The sequence below is a fragment of the Exiguobacterium sp. s128 genome (assembly GCF_018618815.1).
Taxonomy (GTDB): Bacteria; Bacillota; Bacilli; order Exiguobacteriales; family Exiguobacteriaceae; genus Exiguobacterium_A; species Exiguobacterium_A antarcticum.
On record NZ_JACSMT010000013.1, the window covers coordinates 1 to 18,950 of the forward strand.

18 protein-coding genes are annotated in these 18,950 nt (G+C 46.7%); 5 read left to right on the forward strand and 13 right to left on the reverse strand.

Translation table 11 applies throughout. The annotated features are described in order from the left end of the window. Positions 1–171: 171 nt before the first annotated feature. From KNQ13_RS06975 to KNQ13_RS06985, 3 genes are all read right to left on the reverse strand, one after another. Positions 172–945, reverse strand: coding sequence for a flagellar motor protein MotB (locus KNQ13_RS06975; RefSeq protein WP_014971593.1), 774 nt, complete (start codon positions 943–945; stop codon positions 172–174). After that, on the reverse strand, positions 920–1,705 hold the full coding sequence (motA, locus tag KNQ13_RS06980; RefSeq protein WP_014971592.1) for a flagellar motor stator protein MotA: 786 nt from the start codon (positions 1,703–1,705) through the stop codon (positions 920–922). The genes KNQ13_RS06975 and motA overlap by 26 nt, the downstream gene beginning before the upstream one ends. A 97-nt stretch (positions 1,706–1,802) precedes the next feature. Next, positions 1,803–2,042, reverse strand: a complete 240-nt coding sequence (locus KNQ13_RS06985; RefSeq protein WP_014971591.1) for a hypothetical protein — start codon at positions 2,040–2,042, stop codon at positions 1,803–1,805. Positions 2,043–2,202: 160 nt separating this feature from the next. Here KNQ13_RS06985 and KNQ13_RS06990 point away from each other — a divergent pair, with 160 nt between their 5' ends. After that, the gene (locus KNQ13_RS06990) at positions 2,203–3,594 is read left to right on the forward strand and encodes a TrkH family potassium uptake protein (protein WP_014971590.1); all 1,392 of its coding nucleotides are present in this window, start codon (positions 2,203–2,205) and stop codon (positions 3,592–3,594) included. A 65-nt stretch (positions 3,595–3,659) separates the two neighbouring features. On the opposite strand, the gene KNQ13_RS06995 is transcribed toward KNQ13_RS06990, so the two are convergent. From KNQ13_RS06995 to KNQ13_RS07005, 3 genes are read right to left on the reverse strand one after another with little or no spacing between them, the layout of a single operon-like run. After that, positions 3,660–4,403 carry a sugar nucleotide-binding protein gene (locus KNQ13_RS06995; RefSeq protein ID WP_026830402.1) on the reverse strand — a complete coding sequence of 248 codons (744 nt, stop codon included), beginning with the start codon at positions 4,401–4,403 and terminating at the stop codon, positions 3,660–3,662. Beyond that, positions 4,400–5,485 carry an SDR family oxidoreductase gene (locus KNQ13_RS07000; protein WP_209548216.1) on the reverse strand — a complete coding sequence of 362 codons (1,086 nt, stop codon included), beginning with the start codon at positions 5,483–5,485 and terminating at the stop codon, positions 4,400–4,402. Before KNQ13_RS07000 ends, KNQ13_RS06995 begins: the two co-directional genes overlap by 4 nt. After that, the gene (locus KNQ13_RS07005) at positions 5,485–7,626 is read right to left on the reverse strand and encodes a PAS domain-containing sensor histidine kinase (protein WP_026830400.1); all 2,142 of its coding nucleotides are present in this window, start codon (positions 7,624–7,626) and stop codon (positions 5,485–5,487) included. The genes KNQ13_RS07000 and KNQ13_RS07005 overlap by 1 nt, the downstream gene beginning before the upstream one ends. A gap of 223 nt (positions 7,627–7,849) precedes the next feature. Between KNQ13_RS07005 and KNQ13_RS07010 the strand changes: the two genes are divergently transcribed. Together KNQ13_RS07010 and KNQ13_RS07015 are read left to right on the forward strand one after the other, a co-directional pair. Next, positions 7,850–8,377 carry a restriction endonuclease gene (locus KNQ13_RS07010; protein ID WP_051590469.1) on the forward strand — a complete coding sequence of 176 codons (528 nt, stop codon included), beginning with the start codon at positions 7,850–7,852 and terminating at the stop codon, positions 8,375–8,377. 171 nt (positions 8,378–8,548) lie between these two features. Continuing rightward, entirely contained in the window at positions 8,549–9,025 is a 477-nt protein-coding gene (locus tag KNQ13_RS07015) for an LURP-one-related family protein (protein ID WP_014971585.1), read from the forward strand. 48 nt (positions 9,026–9,073) lie between these two features. Here the strand turns inward: KNQ13_RS07015 and KNQ13_RS07020 are convergent, their stop codons facing one another. Further along, positions 9,074–9,694 (reverse strand): DUF1836 domain-containing protein, encoded by a 621-nt coding sequence (locus KNQ13_RS07020; protein ID WP_014971584.1) that lies wholly within the window; start codon positions 9,692–9,694, stop codon positions 9,074–9,076. Between the two features lie 116 nt (positions 9,695–9,810). Here KNQ13_RS07020 and KNQ13_RS07025 point away from each other — a divergent pair, with 116 nt between their 5' ends. Further along, positions 9,811–10,458, forward strand: a complete 648-nt coding sequence (locus KNQ13_RS07025) for a diacylglycerol/polyprenol kinase family protein (RefSeq protein ID WP_014971583.1) — start codon at positions 9,811–9,813, stop codon at positions 10,456–10,458. A gap of 1 nt (position 10,459) precedes the next feature. Here the strand turns inward: KNQ13_RS07025 and KNQ13_RS07030 are convergent, their stop codons facing one another. The 3 genes from KNQ13_RS07030 to KNQ13_RS07040 all read right to left on the reverse strand — a co-directional run bounded on the left by KNQ13_RS07030 (position 10,460) and on the right by KNQ13_RS07040 (position 13,895). Then, a complete protein-coding gene (locus KNQ13_RS07030) occupies positions 10,460–11,323 on the reverse strand; it encodes a tetratricopeptide repeat protein (protein WP_026830398.1) in 864 nt (287 codons plus the stop codon). A 109-nt stretch (positions 11,324–11,432) separates the two neighbouring features. Then, a complete protein-coding gene (gene ald / locus KNQ13_RS07035; RefSeq protein ID WP_014971581.1) occupies positions 11,433–12,557 on the reverse strand; it encodes an alanine dehydrogenase in 1,125 nt (374 codons plus the stop codon). 120 nt (positions 12,558–12,677) lie between these two features. Beyond that, positions 12,678–13,895, reverse strand: a complete 1,218-nt coding sequence (locus tag KNQ13_RS07040) for a PucR family transcriptional regulator (RefSeq protein ID WP_014971580.1) — start codon at positions 13,893–13,895, stop codon at positions 12,678–12,680. 157 nt (positions 13,896–14,052) lie between these two features. Between KNQ13_RS07040 and KNQ13_RS07045 the strand changes: the two genes are divergently transcribed. Further along, positions 14,053–15,429 carry an alanine/glycine:cation symporter family protein gene (locus KNQ13_RS07045; RefSeq protein ID WP_026830397.1) on the forward strand — a complete coding sequence of 459 codons (1,377 nt, stop codon included), beginning with the start codon at positions 14,053–14,055 and terminating at the stop codon, positions 15,427–15,429. 440 nt (positions 15,430–15,869) lie between these two features. On the opposite strand, the gene KNQ13_RS07050 is transcribed toward KNQ13_RS07045, so the two are convergent. The 3 genes from KNQ13_RS07050 to KNQ13_RS07060 form a co-directional block, all read right to left on the reverse strand. Then, entirely contained in the window at positions 15,870–16,724 is an 855-nt protein-coding gene (locus KNQ13_RS07050) for a sulfite exporter TauE/SafE family protein (RefSeq protein ID WP_026830396.1), read from the reverse strand. Between the two features lie 107 nt (positions 16,725–16,831). Beyond that, complete coding sequence (locus KNQ13_RS07055) at positions 16,832–18,388, reverse strand: solute symporter family protein (protein ID WP_026830395.1); 1,557 nt, start codon at positions 18,386–18,388, stop codon at positions 16,832–16,834. Beyond that, positions 18,385–18,711 (reverse strand): DUF485 domain-containing protein, encoded by a 327-nt coding sequence (locus KNQ13_RS07060; protein WP_014971577.1) that lies wholly within the window; start codon positions 18,709–18,711, stop codon positions 18,385–18,387. The genes KNQ13_RS07055 and KNQ13_RS07060 overlap by 4 nt, the downstream gene beginning before the upstream one ends. Between the last annotated feature and the right edge of the window lie 239 nt (positions 18,712–18,950).

Here is an 18,950-nt window from a genome sequence, read left to right on the forward strand (position 1 = left end):
ACGGCTTGAGTCCGCTGGAATTCAGGGCTCAAGCCGTTTAAAAGATTTTTATTATTTCGCCTGTCTACTTGACGGGGAGCAGTTCAGAACGCTTCGGAATGGACCTGTTTAAGTATATAAGCTGAGTGATCGGTACCTGAACCTATAGTTAGTTGTGGTAGGAGTGGACTGTCAAGGTGTGGCATTCTGATCCTCTAATACGTTTTGTGCTTTAATATCGATCAACGGACGAATCAAGACTTCGACACGCCGGTTTTGGCTCCGGCCGCGCTCTGTCTGGTTCGAGGAAATCGGCTGATACTCTCCGTATCCACTTACCGTAAAGCGTTTTGGTGCCAGTTGAGGATTACGTTGGAGTGCCCGCATGAAGCTGATTGCCCGTTCGGCACTGAGCTCCCAGTTCGATGGATACTGCGCCGTATTGATCGGAATGTTATCGGTATGACCAGAAACCTGAATTTGACGCTGGCCCGCTTTGACGAGTAGTGTGCTCATGCCTTGAGCGATTTGAATCGCATCTCCCTTTACGTCGGCTTGGGCAGGGGAGAAAAGAGCCCGATCCCGAATCGTGAACACCAGGCCCTCGTTCGTGACTTCGACTTTGATGTCTTTTTCAAGCTTCTGTTTTTTGATGTAGTCATTCGCTTCTTCTTTGATTTTTTCGAGCTCCGCAATCTCATAGCTCTGAGCTTTCGTGCGCGCATCCGTCTTTTTCGAATCCTCTTCTTCCTGTGAGCTCGACAAGGAACTGTTCGTAATCATGCCGGACCCGCCGTTGAAGACGGAACTAAACGATTGAGACATCGCTTTAAGTTTTACGGCATCAACGTTACTTGATGCAAAAAGAACGATGAACAGAGCGAGTAGTAAGGTAAGTAAATCCGCATAAGGGATTAACCAGCCTTCGGAAATGTGTTCGTCATGCGGCTTCTTTTTCCGTTTCATACGTCGCACGCTCCTTCGGTGTCAGATAGACAAGTAATTTATCCTCCAGGTTTTTAGGAGATTCTCCGTTCTGGATGGATAAAATACCTTCAATCATCATTTCATACAGTTGAATTTCACTGGCTGACTTTTGCTTTAACTTGGTCGCAAACGGAAACCACAAGACGTATCCGGTAAAAATCCCGAATAGCGTCGCGATGAATGCACCGGAAATCGCATGACCTAATTTTTCGATGTCCGATAGATCAGACAAGGCCGCAACAAGTCCGATGACGGCTCCAAGGACGCCGAGCGTCGGAGCATATGTACCCGCTTGCGTGAAGATGTTTGCGTTCGCATGGTGACGTTCGGTCATGTTTTCAAGATCACGGGTCATGACGTCTTCGACATATTCTGACGGTTGACCGTCGATGACCATCATGACGCCGCGTCGCATGAAGGCATTGTCGACTTCTTCGAGCGCTGTTTCAAGCGACAGCAAACCTTCTTTTCGGGCTTGCGTCGAGAGTGTTAAAAACTGTTGGAGTAACGTTTGTTTTGTCATCAGTTGTTGCTCAAAGAAGATGACTTTAAACAAAGCAGGGATGATCTTTAAACGTTCCTTTGGAAAGGAAATCATGATTGCTGCCGCAGTACCGGCAAAAATAATGACGAGCGCCGCCGGGTTCAGCAACGCGATAGGAGAAGCTCCTTTTAAAAACATTCCTCCGACCAGGGTGATGAGCCCTAGTATAATACCAATAATCGACACGATATCCATTTCAGTTGTGCCACCTTTCCCCATGTTGTCTGATCGTGAACGAAAAATAAAAAGAGCAGAAGAGGCGTCTTCTGCTCGGAAATCCAAAAACCGAGAATCACGCGCCGTTTTCGTCGATAAGCAATTGAATGCTTTCGTTTCGTTCGTCACGCTCTATATCGGTTAATACATCGTATTTTTTTAATGCAATATACAATTCATTTAGAATTGATTGATCTACATGTAGCGATAATAATTCCTCGAATTGATAATACAACTGTGCGGGCATCCATTGTGATTGGCGTTCTAGCCTTCGCCAGACGTCCTCAATCGTATGGTCAGCCGTCCTAGGGTCCACTGTTTCCTTCAACCTCCTTTTCTGATTAAACGTCGACTTTTATCTATTTTACCAAAAAAAAACGAAAACGTTTAGCGGATTGCAGATTTAAATAGAACAAATGTTTTTGAGGGAGTATGATAGATGCGATTGGGTCATTTCATCTAGGAGGAGTATGAATATGTTTTCACATAAAAGACGGTCGCGATTAGCCATGTTCGGGCGGTTTGGAGAAGTGGTGTATCATCAATTATTTGATAAACCAGCTCGATTTATTGCGATGGGTTTTACATTAACGATTTTATTGGGCGGCTTTTTATTGTGGTTACCAATCGCTCAACAGGCAGGTCAAGATGTCTCGTTTATTGATTGTCTGTTTGTCGCGACGTCTGCCGGTACAGTAACTGGTTTGTCGCCGATCAACATCGCGGAAGCCTATAATCTGTTGGGGCAGATTATTCTGATGCTGTTGATTCAGATTGGTGGACTGGGCTTCATGACGATTGCACTTGTTCTGTTGAGTGTGACAGGACGAAAAATCGGAATTCGTCAACGGATCATCATACAAGAGATGTTTAATCTCGATAGTCCGGGCGGCACGATTCGTCTTGTCCGCAACATCATTTTGACGACGGTCGTCGTTGAATTGATTGGGATGTTATTGATTGCCCTCGACTTGTTCATTCAATACAAGTACACGCTCGGAAAATCATTATATTATGGATTGTTCCATGCAGTCTCAGCATTCAATAATGCTGGTTTTGCCTTATGGGGCGATAATCTGATGGGGTTCCAGCAGGATACGACGTTCATCTTGACGATTGCAGCGTTATTGATGATTGGTGGACTGGGTTTTACGGTCATCGCCGATTTGTCTGCGAAACGCAGCTTTAAAAAAATTTCACTTCACTCGAAATTGATGGTCTTGTCATTGCTTGTCATCAACGGTCTTGGTGTCATCGCGATGATGATTTATGAGTGGCTCTCGCATCTTGGTTCACTCCATGAAGCCTCTTTTTCTGAGGCTTTGCACATCGTATTTTTCCAAGTCGTCACGACGCGTACCGCAGGTTTTCAGACGATTGATTTGACGACGATGGTCCCGCTTTCGATTGGATTGATGATGGTCCTGATGTACATCGGGGCGGGTTCCGCTTCGACCGGGTCCGGTATCAAGGTGACGACCGCGGCCGTCATCTTGAAAAACGTCTGGACCTATCTGCGTGGACAACGAGAGACAGTCTTGATGCGACGGACGGTTCGGCCGCAGGCAGTTCAAAAAGCGTATGCGATTGCTGTCTTCAGTCTCTTGTTCATTGCCTTGATTACGACGTTACTCGCATTGTCGCAACCCAACATCTCGTTCGTAGGATTATTTTTTGAGACTGTCTCGGCATTTGGGACAGTAGGGTTGTCGTTGAACGTGACGGCAGAGCTGAATGGTGTGGGGAAGGGGTTAATCATGTTCATGATGTTACTCGGACGCGTTGGCTCGTTGACGATTCTTTTCACCTTTGCTGCGCAACATGACCGGACGATTCGTTATCCAAAAGAAAATATGTTGATTGGCTGATTCTCAGGAACAGCATAAAAAAATGTCGTTTGATCCCGTTGCTTAGCGGAATCGAACGACATTTTTTAGGAAGGCAAGGAGAGACGCTCCGTAATCGGTCGGAGAACAACCCGGTAATCACGCATACGGTCGTCGCGTGTAATCGTGTTGTCTTCTGTGATCGACCACTTCGAACCATGTAACGTATTAAGGGCGGTTGCAATATCGAAGAATGAATGATCTCGATTGCCATTGGCGAGATACAGACCAGGTCTCTCTGATGTGATGAGTGTATATAGCGTACCCGCCGTGTCTTCCAAGAAAGCGCAGGAAGGATACCAGTTTGTACTGGCAGGAATCTCTCCTGACGCAGCATGACGTTCTAAGTAGTCGATCATATTATTCGAACCTGCCGCTTGTCCGATTTGCCAACCAATCCGGACGATGTAGGCATCCGGATTGACAGCTTGGATGAGTCGTTCACATGTCCGTTTGTAAAAACCGTACTCATCTTCTGCTTCAGGGGCGATGGAAGGGTCGTGAGGACCCTGTTGATGATCAGCATAGACAGATGCCGTACTTGTGAAAAGGAACGGGATGTTTCGTTCGAACGACAGACGTGCAAGCGTCTCGGCGAATTCAGCCGATCCCATGCCGATATGAAGTAACAGGTCCGGTTGAACCCGGTCGATGAACGCTTCCATGAGGGCAAGGTCCGTCGTCGAGACGACGGAGCGATCCCATGCCGTCACGTCATAGCCGTGTGTCCGGAAGACATCTGCTACGACGGGAGCGACCGTTCCGTTCATGCCAGTAATCAAAACATTCATGTCGTCTCCTCCATCTGTGGGTGGTTTTTTTTATAATAGGTGACTAGCCGAGGAATGAGTTCTGCTAAATCAGGACAGATGATACCGGTCCCATCGAGATCGCGTAACGTATTACTTGTGTCATACCGTACCGGATGCACAAAATAATCAAGCGTCTGTCGTTGCATCTGCAGTCGCTTAGTGACACGCGGCGTCAAGACCGATGTGACGAGACGAAACGGGACGACACCACGCGGATACGAACCGTAGTAGACGACATGCAACATCTCGTAGATGGCTCGGGCACCATGGGGGAATGGATCCGTCAGATGATACGTCTTCTGAATGCCTGACGGGGCATGACTGAGATAGGTGGTCGCATTGACGACATAATCATAAGGAACCAGATTGACGAGTGCGTTCGCACGTCCTGCATAGGGTAACGGCGAAAATTTTTTCAGCAGTCGTAAGGCGTTTAGGACGAAGTAAACGCCATCCCATTTAGGTGTTTCCCCCGTCTGGGAATGCCCGACGACGATACCGGGACGGATGATCGTATAGGGCAATGTCCCGACTTCTTTTCGGAACCGGACCTCTGCGAGATATTTTGTTTCTTCATACGCATTTTTAAAGGCCGTATGATGGGTCAGTTCGTTTTCGAACACGGTTCCCGTCCGTAGACCAGACACATAGGCGGTACTGAAATAAACGTATCGTTCTAAGTGAGTGAAGGTATGGGCGAGCCGTGTCACGTTAGATGTGCCGATGACGTTGATGCGAAAAGCCGTATCGTAGGAAGTCGCTAAATCATACAGTGCCGCAAGGTGAAATACGTGGGTGACACGAAACGCCAACTCTTGCCGAATCTCGTTTGGCAAACCCAGTCCGTCCTTTGTAATATCACCTTCGATTAAGATCAGTTGCTCATCCTGTAAGGCAGTCGTTTTTAAAAAGTGTTTTTTTTGAGCGACGGCGCTTGTATGCTCATGTTTGAGATGAAGCAAATAAAAACACTCAATCTGTTCCGGAACAAGCGCCAGTCGTTCGATGAGCTTCGTGGCCAAAAATCCAGGGAAACCGGTCATAAGATAAGTTCGTTTCATTATTTTTCAAAATCCTTTCGTGGATCAAGTTCCAACACGATTGTGAACGTGGATCCGTGATTTAGTTCTGATTCGACGGAGATGGCGCCACCATGGGATTCGATGATTTCCTTACAAATCGCAAGACCTAAGCCCGTCCCGCCAATCTTCCGGACGTCCGAGTTATCGACCCGGTAAAATTTCGTGAACAGTTTATCAAAAGCATTTTGAGGAATTCCAAGTCCATAATCCCTTACGTTCAAAATCGCTTGATCCGCCGATTGTTCGAGTCGAACATCGATATGGTCTGATGAAGGTGAATACTTGATCGCATTCGATAACAAGTTGATGATGACTTGTTTGACCTTATCCTCGTCTGCGAAGATCAGGATCGGATCATCGTTCAGATGAACATGAATTGTATGGGTCTCGGCCGTCTCACCAAAGTGTTCAATCGTTTCGAGCAGAAGCTGGCGCAATGAAAACGGTTTGAAGGCATATTCCTCTTTGCCACCTTCCATACGTTGGATGTCTAAAAAATCATTCAGTAGGGTGGTCAGTCGTTTGGCTTCGTCATGAACGATTTGGATATACCGTTTTGTCTTCTCCGGTGTTGGTTGTCGATAACGTAACAGTTCCATGAAACCGAGGATCGAGGAAAGGGGGGTACGCAATTCGTGCGACACGGTACTGACCAATTCATCTTTGACTTGATCCATTTTTTGTTCTTCGGTCCGATCGCGGAAGACGAATAAAAAACCATGTCGGGAAAAACGACTTTTTTCCTTTTTGATGGACGTCGCATAAAACTCAAAATAATGATTACTGGACTCATCCGGTTGTTGTAACGTGAAACGGAAGGAAATTTCAGAATGTTTTCCTGCAAATAATTCTTCGACTTGCTGCAGCATGGCATAACGGGTCGCTAAGTCTAAACTTGGTATCATACTGATCCGTTCTTGAATCTTACTTGGAGCGATACCGGGGACATCAAGCAGTTTGCGTGCCTTGACATTCATATAGATGAAACTGCCGTCTTCTTCCGTCAATAAGAAACCTTCGTTCGAAGCTTGAAGAATCGACTGGGTGATATCCCGTTGCCGCATGATGGCATTTTTTTCACGCTCTAACATTTTTTCGATTTTTTTTCGTTCACTGATGTCGCGGACGACGGCGACACGCATGCGTGTTTTATCGTACGTGATTTCACGTGGGAATACTTCGATTTCGACGGATGTTTCATCTGCCCGTCGTCCGATGACTTCGTAAGGTTCTTCGTAATGGGCAGTGATTCTTCGAATGACGGACTCTTGAAACTCAGGTTGGATAAAGTCGAGGATCCGGTGACCTTTCATCAGCTCAAGTTTAGTCCGGAAAATGATCTCGGCTGCCCGGTTAGCATCAAGAATGATGCCGTTATCGTGGAAAATGACAGCTTCCAGAACGGATTCCGCAATCAATCGGAACCGACGTTCACTTTTGGCGAGGTGTGTCTCGACTTGTTTTTGAGCACTGATATCCGTGATGAATAAGAAGAAGCCACCTTCCGCAAGCCGGGTCATGTAGAGGCGCCCATGAAAATGAGAACCATCTTTTCGATGATACGTCCATTCATTTTCCGTATCTCGTCCATGTAACAGAAGAATATCCTCGTCTGTCAGATTTTTTAAATTCAATTGTTCGAGATGTTGTTTTCGAAGTTGGAACTCGTTCCGATCGTGTAAGGAGATTGGCGTCATTTTATGGAGAAGCTCCGGATTATCAAATCCGAACATCGTGCTCGCCGTTTCATTTAAGGCAGTGATGAGAAAGTTGGAATCCGTCACGAGAAGACTCGCATCGAGCGTTGAACTCAACAGTTGGTTGAGATCAAGGGACTTGATGGTCACTAAAAAGAAATCCGTCTGTTCGACTGGAGAAATCGTTAGGGTATAGGGTGGTGCGACGAGTTCGGTACGGTCAGAAATCGGGAAAGTTGTTTCGTCGACTCCGAAAAATGAACTTAAGGAATCGTCAGTGGATGAGGTCATGAATTGTTTATGGAATGCAGGATTCGCAAAGTCGATCACACCTCGTCGATCAACTAACACGACAGGTTCTTCGAGAGCGCGTAACGTTGCATGGATGACTTTGCTGGAAGAAGGAGATGAATGTTCTGCCATGAGCTGCCTCCTTAAAAAAGATAAGCGATAGGTTTGTTCGCATCAAAAAGTCACTAGCGATAGAGACGTATTCTCTATATATTCTCCGTCGATTGACGACGTTCCTTTTGAATGAACCAGACAAGCGCAAATTTAGTATGATGAGGTCAAGGCAATAAACATATTCGGTTTGCTGTACATAAGTCACATGAAATCAATTTACAGACAGGAGAGGGAAAGGGAAATGATGCAGAAACGGACGAAACGAAGAATGATCGCCTTGCTGTTTGCAGGGAGCGGAGCAGTTGGCGCTTATTTTTTTTCGAGTTCTTGGGAACCTTTAATCTTGATTATCAGTATAGTAGGGTGTACACTCTTTTTAATCCTTTCCTTCCTGACACCGTCGCTTGCGAATCGCTTGGACCGGATGGAAGGGCGCGAGTTTGAGGAATGGTTAGTCGAGCTTTTTGAAACAGCCGGGTATCGTGTCGAGTTGACACCGGCCTCACGAGATTTCGGAGCAGATTTGTTGATTGAAGACGCACAAGGGTATAGGATTGCGATTCAAGCGAAACGATACGGGTCAGCCGTTGGTCTTGAAGCGGTTCAACAAGTGGCAGCCGCCGTCCCGTTTTACGAAATGGACGAGGGGTGGGTCGTGACGAACTCGACTTATACGGAAGCCGCTTATCGCTTAGCTGAACCGAACCGGATTCGCTTGATTGATCGAAACGAATTACTGGAATTTGCCCATGAGAGTGGCTTTCGCTAACATTGTCGAATGATTGTCGACAAAAGGGGGTTGTCAATTTGTTCAAACGGTGTAATAATCATTTTCGTTAACGAAATATCAGTCAGATAAAGAAAATCAATTTATTCGGAATGTCTAAATATACTGGGGACGAACTACCAGCACTTTTTAGCAGTGAGAGGAGAATTTCTGTTGCGCAAAGTTGTCTATGTGCAGGGTTGCGTTTTTTCGCAAGGTCATGCCGCGATTTATGATGAGTCCCACCAAATGATTGGTGCGGTTCAACACGACGAAACAGGTCGTGTCCAAGTAATGAATGGTGAAGGTAGAGGGGTAGCGTTTGGTAAGTTCATCCCGACATGTAAGAAATGGGTCGTGATGAACCACGATGGTCAAGAAGTAGGTCAAATGCGTGAGAAATTTTCACTCTTCTCGAAGAAATGTGAGTATAACGTGTATGAACGTGGCACGTATACCATTTCCTTCGACCTGACAAAAGGAAAATTCTCAGTACGGAGTTCAGCGGGAGAAGTCGTCGCAGAATTGCTGCAAGACGGCGATGAATACCGTCTCGTCAAAGATGCGGACAAACTTTCGATGTACGAACTGCTCTCTGTCTTAAAAAGTCTAACGAATACCGTCAACTATAAATCGCTGACAGCGGTTTAATCCCAAAAAAAGATGCCCTTCCGTGAGACGGAAGGGCATCTTTTTTGATTAAGTCTGCAAGACTTGCTGGAGGCGTTGCTTCGCTTCGTGCGTCAGATGCGAGATACGGCGTGCGTAGAGGCAGAGCTGAAGCACGTGGACCGTTTCAGGGCGATATGCGTTGATTCGTTCTAACGACCGTCTCAGGCGTTTTTCCGTCAATTCAATCGGACCGCTTGTTTCCGAATGTTGGGTATAGACGAGATAAAAATCAAGCGGACTGATCAAGTCATCTTCATCGATGTTTGGGTTCTTAAAGACAATCGTCAATAATTCCCGTGTTTCTTCTAATGAAAAGAGATGCTTCAAATCATCGAGTAAGTAAATGATAGCTGCTTGATTGATGGAATACTTCTTACCACGGTGCGGAACACCGATGATGTCACGGACTTCACGTTTCGTCCAGTTTTGAATCGTTGTTGCCGACATATGTTCCCCGATCAAGGCGTTGGCAAGATGAACGATCTCATTGATGGACAAACCATTTTTAGTGGAATCAAATTGTTTAAGGCGGGTTATTACTTTCGGAAGCTCGGTTTCTTCTTCCGAAACGAGCGGACCGATTCCTTTACCTTCTTTTAAACGAAGTAGGCAGCTGGATAACGTTTGAACTGCTTGAGCATCATACATTCAGAATACTTCCTCTCTAGAACGTCATTTGACCTTATGTTAACAAATGAAGGTTCGAAAGAGCAAACGCCAATCGAACACAGTACAATAGAAGTAGCAGAAAAAGGGGGATTCGCATGGAGTGGATTGCTGCAATTGGAACAGTCGTCATCGTTGGAATCGTCTTAATGCTACTGGAATGGATCGGGCGAAAAAGACAGGCACAACCAGAAACGATTCGAAAATGGATTCATATCGCGGTCGGACATTGGGTCTTTTTGGCACTAGCTTGGATCAATCATTGGTATATCGCGATTGTCCCACTACTCTTTTTTATAATTGTTAATCTTGTGACCTTAAAACGAGGGACCGGGCAAATGAATCAGGTCGAACGGATTTCCTACGGGACAGTCTATTACCCGGCATCACTAGCAGTATTAGTCTTCCTGTTTTTCGAACAGGAACCGATGGCTCTTGTCGCGGGGAGTATGGTTCTTGCCTGGGGAGATGGATTAGCCGCACTCGTCGGGAAAAAAATCGGAAAGACATTTTATACCCGTGGACAAATCCAGCGCTCATTTGAAGGGAGCATCGCGATGTTTCTCGCGTCATTCCTCGTCCTGACCGTGACGTTCTTATTTTATGAATTACCGTCTTGGCTCGCCGTCAGCTACGGATTTTTACTTGCCAACATCGCAACGTTGATCGAAGCCGTTTCGTACCGTGATACCGATAACTTGCTGATTCCGTTGACGATTGGTGCTCTCGTCGCGTTCGCTCTTTAAGTCATCTGCGGTGCAGCAGACGATTGACCCAGTACCGTGACCGGATGGATAGATACAGTGGGATGGCGCGTAAACCGCCGTGACGGAACGTCAGGTCACGACAAATGTCAGTGAAAATCTTGTGGTACATCCGTTCGTCGGATTGATCGTAGATGGCTGCCCACATACTGTGTTCGACCATCAAGGAAAGAAGTGAATCAAGCTGAGCTGTAGTCACTTCGTCCGGTTCACCGTCAAGTCTCTTACAGAAGAGGTCATACCGCATTTCGGTATTGTTGGCGGCAATCGCGTGAAACACCATGTCATGTCGATGTTCAGGAATTTCAATGAGTAACGCATAGAGAGATTCCAAGACATACTCGTCATGACCTGGCATCGACTGCATCATATCGATGGTCATCAGTGTCCCTTCTCCGCCAGGTCCGATTTTTTTCAAATACTGCAGAGCGTGATGCGCAGCCTCACCATGAAATTCACGGTCGTAATAATGAACGGCAAGGTGGCGGTGAACAATCGGTTCGTCAGGGAAAAGCTTGAGGGCAGTCAAAAAATGTTGTTCCGCCTCGTGCTGAAATTGCTCTACTTCGCTCATTAAACCAAGAAGCAGGTGGGCCCGAACATGATCTCCCGTCTTGTCACGTGCTTGGTCGATTTGTTGACGTGCTGCTGAAAATTTTTTTGCATGAAACAAATCATAAGCAAGTGCGATGCCCGGAAGGGGATGAGTCGGTGATACATTCTGAAGGTATTGAATTTTTTCATGCAGTCGATCCACTTCGATTTCAGAAGTCAGATGATTCAAGAGGTCAAGTTCCGCAAACGGAATCGTGATGTCGTTTGATTGTGCGTGTAACGTATGTGTCATATCTAATCCACCTTATGTCTTGTTATCTTTTCATCATATAGGATATCTGAGACAAGAAACAGTCCGTTGCTTCGCGCAACGGACTGTTTCTTGTCTGCATGTTATGACATTAAGCGTGCAAGTGTAGGACATCCTCAACCGATTTATACGTGTAACCTAAGTCGCGTGCAACGGCTTCGTACGTGACGAATCCTTGTGCGACATTCAACCCTTTTTCGAGGGACGTATTCTCGGCAAGTGCACGGTGTGTTCCTTTGTTTGCAAGTTCAAGCACATAAGGAAGCGTTGCATTCGTCAAGGCGAGTGTCGATGTGCGGGGAACCGCACCCGGCATGTTGGCGACGGCATAATGGACGACACCGAATTTTTCGTACGTCGGATCGTCATGTGTTGAGATCCGGTCGACCGTTTCGAAAATTCCACCTTGGTCAATCGCAACGTCGACGATGACCGAACCTGGTTTCATTCGTTCGACCATCTCAGCCGTGACGAGTTTTGGCGCTTTCGCTCCAGGAATCAAGACAGCACCGACGACAAGATCACTTTCAGCGACTGCTTCTGCAATCGTATACGGATTTGAAATCAATGTGTTGATTGAATTGCCGAAGATGTCATCGAGTTGACGGAGACGTTCCGGACTCACATCGATGATCGTAACATCGGCACCAAGACCGACAGCCAGTTTCGCTGCGTTTGTTCCGACGACTCCACCACCGATGACCGTGACCTTACCGCGACGGACACCTGGTACGCCAGCTAACAGAATGCCCATGCCGCCGTGTGGTTTTTCAAGGAACTGGGCCCCGATTTGTGACGCCATCCGACCAGCCACTTCGCTCATCGGCGTCAGTAGTGGTAACGTCCGGTTCTTTTCGACCGTTTCGTACGCAATCGCTGTGATTTTTGAATCGACGAGTGCCCGTGTCAATTCAGGTTCTGCTGCGAGATGCAAGTACGTGAACAATGTGAGTTCCGGGCGGAAGTATTGGTATTCAGAAGCCACTGGCTCTTTGACCTTTAATGCCAGTTCAGCAGTTGCCCAGACTTCAGCCGCTGTCTCGATGATTTGCGCACCGGCTTGCATATATTCCTCGTTCGTAAAGCCGCTTCCCATACCAGCTGCTGTTTCGATGATGACCGTATGCCCTTGACCCGTTAAAGCCGCTACCCCAGCAGGCGTTAACGCGACACGGTTCTCATTATTCTTAATTTCCTTTAATACTCCGATGATCATAAATGCGATCCCCTTTCGCGAATAAACAAACAATGTATCACTTCCCCTTCAGTATACGAGAAATGAAAGCGTACGACTTTATCGGCGATTTCAAAAATACAAGCAATCCTTTGTGAAAAATCACAAAGGATAACGGTCTGCTTTTAGATACAAGTAAAGGAGTGCCCGTTCCGGCAGGGACTCCATCCGGATGCCGGCCTCTTCTTCAATCCGGCGCATCCGATACAGGATCGTATTTGGGTGGACGTGCAGATGGGAAGCCACCTGCTTGACGTTCCCGTCGTAGTGTAAAAACCACTCTAATGTTTCACATAAAGAAGCCGCATGTTTCCCGTCATATGCACGGAGACGTTCGATTTCTTCGAGACGGACGGTTCGTCGGCGCAAGCGCTCGGAAAAGATCGGCAACAGTTGGAATAAGCCAAGTCGTTCATACCGGGTCACCGCATCCAACTCAAAGGGAAAGGCATCCTTCAACCGCAAGACGATTCCAGTTTCTTCGTAACGCTCGGGAATCGACTGAACACCGGTAAAGACCTCACTACTCGCGGAAATAAAATTCGTATAACCGAAACGTTCCGCAAGCATTTGGCGAAAGGAGTGGATGAAGGCATCAAATTGAAGCCGTTCGTGTTGGACGTCTTGATCGTTTGTGCTGATCCACAAAATGAAATCTGTTTCATCATACGCATAGAGGAGCGGTCGAACCGTTTGCTGAATCGTCAACAAATAACGAAGACGATCAGCAAGACGCGGCGTGATGGCTTCCGAAAAACGAATCACCATCAAACGACTGATGCCGGGTGGTGCCAGGTGGAGTTTCGAGAAGGTTTTTAAGATTTCTGATTCTGGCATTTCTTCATGAAGCAATTCAAAAAAGAATTGTTCTGATTTTTCTTCTTGGCGTTTTTTTTGCATATCGATTGCAAGCAACTGCCGTTGGGCAAGTAAGGCGCCTGTCTTTAAATCAGCTAATTCTTTTGTGGAAAAAGGAGTGCTTCGAGCGATTGACCAAATGTAGCCGAGAATTTCAGCATCTTGTTTAATCGCAATCGCCACACGGTCATTCAGACCAACACCGGTCCGAGCTGAAATGATGAGGGGTTCATCTTGTGCAGCCAGATTTTGAATGACTTCATCTTTCCAAAGCTGATCGATGACCGACTCTGGAACCCGTCGACCGATGATGGTTGCGATCCGGGCGGGATCCGTATCGACCGTATGTGTACTGTAGGCGAGCAGACGATGATTTCGATCTTCAATCGTAATCGGTGCATTGAGTGCAATGCCGATGGCCTCTGCTAAATCATCAAGCGAATGATATGTCGCTTCTAGCATAAAAGCATTCCTTCTTTCTCTCTAAAACATCTGATGTAGTTAGTATATCTTTGTTTGTGTGAAATCACAAAAATTTTCGATACGGATTGTAAGAATAAACAAACTTGTGATAAGGTGAGCGACAGAGTAGAGGTTAAGAGAGAGAGGATCAAAAAACATGGATGTGTTACAACTGATTTCATCATGGATTTGGGGGATTCCCAGTATGGTCTTGTTGGTCGGGACAGGACTGTACTTTACGATTCGTTTACGTGGATTACAATTTCGGCGGTTAAAACAAGCGTTTCAACTTGCTTTGACCAAGTCAGAACAAGGAGAAGGAGAAATCAGTAGCTTTCAAATGTTGATGACATCGCTTGCTGCGACGATCGGAAACGGGAACATTGCGGGAATCGCCGTTGCCTTGACGATGGGAGGGCCGGGGGCCGTCTTTTGGATGTGGATCATCGGACTGATCGGAATGGCGACGAAGTATGCGGAAAGTTTACTGGCGATCATTTATCGCGATCGAAATGATCGTGGTGAAGTCGTCAGTGGACCGATGTATTACATCGAAAAAGGACTTGGAAAAGGATTCAAACCGTTAGCGGTTGCCTTTGCTATTTTCGGCTTAATCGCATCGTTTGGTGTCGGGAACACGGTTCAGGCGAATGCGATGTCGACCGTATTGAATCAAACCTTCCAAGTGCCATTACTCGTCTTCGGGATCGTATTAGCGATTGCGGTCTATTTTTCGATCCGTGGTGGTCTAGAACGTGTCAGCGCCATCTCAACGGTTTTTGTACCAGTGATGAGTCTGCTTTACATCTGTGCGGCATTATTGATTCTGTTCATTCAGGCGGATCAAATTCTACCGGCACTTGGATTGATCGTTCAATATGCGTTTGAACCGCTTGCGCCGGCGGGGGCGTTCACGGGTATTTCCATCATGGTTGCGATGCAAGTCGGAGTCGCGCGCGGAATCTTCACGAACGAAGCCGGTCTTGGGACGGCTGCCCTGATTGCGGGATCGGCTAAGAGTGAACGTCCTGCGGAACAAGGATTGATTTCGATGACCAGTACGTTCATCGTGACGATCATCGTCTGTACGATGACGGCGCTTGTTTTGATGACGACCGGATTTTGGGATCCTTCCGGCGGGGAGTTGTCAGGTGTAGTCCATGATGCGTCCTTATCGGGTGCTGCGTTGACATCGGCAGCATTTACGAGTGTCCTCGGTGCCAGTGGAGCCTGGATTGTTGCATTTTCGGTATTTTTCTTTGGGTATTCGACGATTATCGGATGGTACGTCTACGGAGAAAAATGTTTGGAGTATTTGAGTGGTGCTACACGGTTTAACGAAACGTACCGGATCATCTTTGCGGTTGCTGCCTGTTACGGTGCGATTGCAAATCTTGAGCCGCTTTGGCTGGTTGCAGACATCGCCAACGGGCTGATGATGATTCCGAATTTAATTGGTATGTTGTTGCTTTCGAAAGTCGTCATTGATCATACAAAACTGTATGAGGCAGGTACGATTCGAAACGTAGCGTAAAAAAAGGAGGCTGGGACATAACTTAGTTGCGTATACGCCATCACGCTTCTCTCACGCGCTTTCCTCAGGCTAGAAACAAGGCCCGGCGATCTGCCCATTCGGACAGATCGCCGGGCCTTGTTTGTCTCTGACAGCGCAAGTCACCTTGCGCTTTTTCCTGTAGGAGTCGCGTAAACGCGTGATTTCGTCTTAAAAAAATGTCACGGAAACATGAATGCGGCTGACTCATAAGTCAGACCAAAATCAATCGTTCTAACGGTCATTTCGATGCAAATTCTTATTGTTCACGAAGAAAAAGGGAGGTGGATTTCCGGATCAAACACCGAAAATCCACCTCCCTTCATTCCTTTTAATCGAGAGATGTCCTCACGTTTGAGTCAGTCCCATTCGTTTTTGTAGGGAATGTTTTTTTTCTGACACGCGCTAGGTGGCGAGGTTAGTTAAGGTTTTGTCGAGCGTTTTCTACTATAGACGACCAACGTCATCAAAAAGACGAGACTGAGCGTCACGAGTACGATCAGCGAAGCCGTATTGAAATGAAGTACTTCAAGGAGCACGCTTAAGGCGACGGTCAAATAGAAGATCCCCAAATATTTTTTGACGAATGGACTTTCAAAATGAGCTAATTGTTTCGCACCGATCGGCGCACCGAGTAATGCCCCGATGATCAACATGATGCCAACGACAAGGTCAACATCGGTACTTGCAACCGTATAGTTGACGAGTCCGGACAGGACGATTAATAAAGCCGAGGCGATACTTGTCCCGACCGCACGTTTGAGTTCATACCCGGCAATCCCGACGAGCAACGGCGTGATGATGAATCCACCACTGACTCCGAGTAAAGACGAGATGAATCCAGCAAATAAACCGATGAAGCCGAGGGCGAGGTAACGATTTTTCCAACCGGTCTGTATACCATCAGTGGACTTCGGATGTAAAAACTTGTTGGCGAAGTATAACAACAATCCGATGTAAACCACTGAAATGACGAGATGCGCCCCATTGACTTCTTCTAATTGAAGGACGATGGGGGTAGCAATCGTCGAACCGATGATACCGACTAAACCTACAACCAGACTGTCACGCCAAACGACATTTTTCAAACGAAGATGGGATAACGTCCCCGACACTGTTGAGCCTAATGTCAGCATCAAACTCGTCGCGATGGCGACACTTGGTGCAAAACCAAGAATTAACAATAACGGAGTCAGAATGATTCCACCGCCGATTCCAAAAAAACCAGAGATGATGCCAATGAAAAATCCGAGAGGTAAAAAATAATAAAAGTCCATCTATGCCATTCCTTTCACGATCTATAATACGGTAAGTATGGCAATCTACCTGCAAAATGTAAAAGGGAACGGCTCCTTCAAGGGGGTTGAAGGAGCCGTCGAGGGGATTATTCTTTGGATGCAGCCACTTCCGTCGCTGTATCGATGCCGGTATTGGCTTTAACGAGAATCCGTTCGAAGTTACCGGCAACCTCGTCGGATTTTGTAACAAGCGTCCCGATGATCGCACCTAGAAAACCAAGTGGAATCGAGACGATTCCTGGATTCGCCAGTGGGAATAGGGCTTCCCCGACGAACAAGGCTGAACCGTCGACTGCCCAGATATTAGGACTGAGCGCAACGAGAATCAGAGAAGAAAAAAGTCCGACGATCATTCCGGTGACGGCTCCGCCAGTACTGAAACGGCGCCAGAAAATCGTAAGGAGAATGACCGGCAAATTGGCACTTGCCGCAACAGCAAAGGCAAGCGACACCAAAAAGGCGACGTTCATGGATTGGGCAAACAGTGCCAAGACCATCGAAACGAGCGCGACGGCAATCGAGGCCAACCGAGCAGCCGTCATCTGTTCTTTTTCCGTCGCCTGTCCTTTACGTAAGATGTGACTGTAGAAGTCATGGGCAAAGGCGGAAGCGGCAGACAAAACCAGTCCGGCAACTACGGCGAGAATCGTCGCAAAGGCGACGGCAGCTACGAAGGCAAAGAGTAAGTCGCCGCCGAGTGCTTGAGCAAGCAAGGGGGCTGCCATGTTTCCAGCAGCGTTTGCGGCAATGATATCTTCCGAACCGACAAACGCGGCAGCTCCAAAACCAAGGAAAATCGTTAAGATATAAAACGCACCGATGATCCATGTTGCATAAACAACGGATTTACGGGCAGTTGGTGCATCCTTGACGGTGAAAAAACGAATTAAGATATGTGGCAGTCCGGCTGTTCCGAGGACAAGCGCCAAGTTCAAGGAAATCGTATCGAGCGGTAACTTAAACTTATTACCTGGATTTAAGAACGAATCGCCGAGTGGTGTCGCTTGTTTGACTTCAGAAAACATCTTCATGATTGAAAAATCAAACTTCGCAAATACCATAAAGGAGATGACGGCTGTTCCGGCCATCAAGAGCACGGCTTTGATAATTTGCACCCACGACGTCGCGGTCATGCCACCGAAGACGACGTAGACCGTCATCAGGATACCGACGATGATGACACTCGTTGTGTACGGGATACCTAGCAACAGCTCGATCAAGGCACCGGCTCCGACAAGCTGGGCAATCATATAGAAAATCGAGATGACAATCGAGTTCATCGCGGCGATACCACGGACTTTTGAAGCGTTAAAGCGAGCAGCAATCATATCCGCCATTGTATATTTCCCTAAATTCCGCAACGGTTCTGCGACGAGATACAGCACGACGAGATAAGCAACGAGGAAACCAATCGAATAAAAAAATCCATCAAATCCGGCTAAGGCAATCATGCCGGCAATTCCTAAAAAGGAAGCAGCCGACATGTAATCACCAGCGATGGCCATTCCATTTTGGGCTCCGGTCAGCCCGCCGTCCGCTGTATAAAAGTCGTTGGCTGTTTTGGTTTTACGGGCAGCAAAATATGTAATGACGAGTGTCAAACCGACAATCGCTACAAAAAGGACGACAGCTGTATAATTCATCGTGACTCCTCCTTGATCTGTTCGACCAATCGATCAAACGAACGGGCTTTTTTGTTATAGAGGGTACAGAACGTCCATGTCATGATGAATTGAAGGAAAGCAAATAACCAAGCACCCGTGATATCTCCGATCAACGGTTGATTTAAAAATGTAAAATAGCTTGTCATGATGGGAAGGGCAAAATAAAAAATAAGACAAAACAGAATCGCAGGAAGGATAAAGCTGTTTTTTTCGTGCATCAGTTGTCTAAATGAAGCACTTTCGACAATCGTCTGTGCGGAGCGTGTCGTCTCCGTCTTCGTCGATTCCGATACTTGGTGCATAGGGACGCCTCCTTTAAAAATGAATTTAAATTCATTATAAAGACAGTCTTGTTGGAAAATCTATCCTAATTTAATGAAGGTAAAATCTGAAATTATACTAGTATTGGTCTTACCAATTTAATGTAAGCGTTTCCAATGTTGAACAAAGTGTGAACGGTATTTTTATATAATAATCAGTTGCGAAAATGATTCAAAAGTCCTGTGTCTGAAAGGACTCGAAAATCTGACAGAAAAAGAAG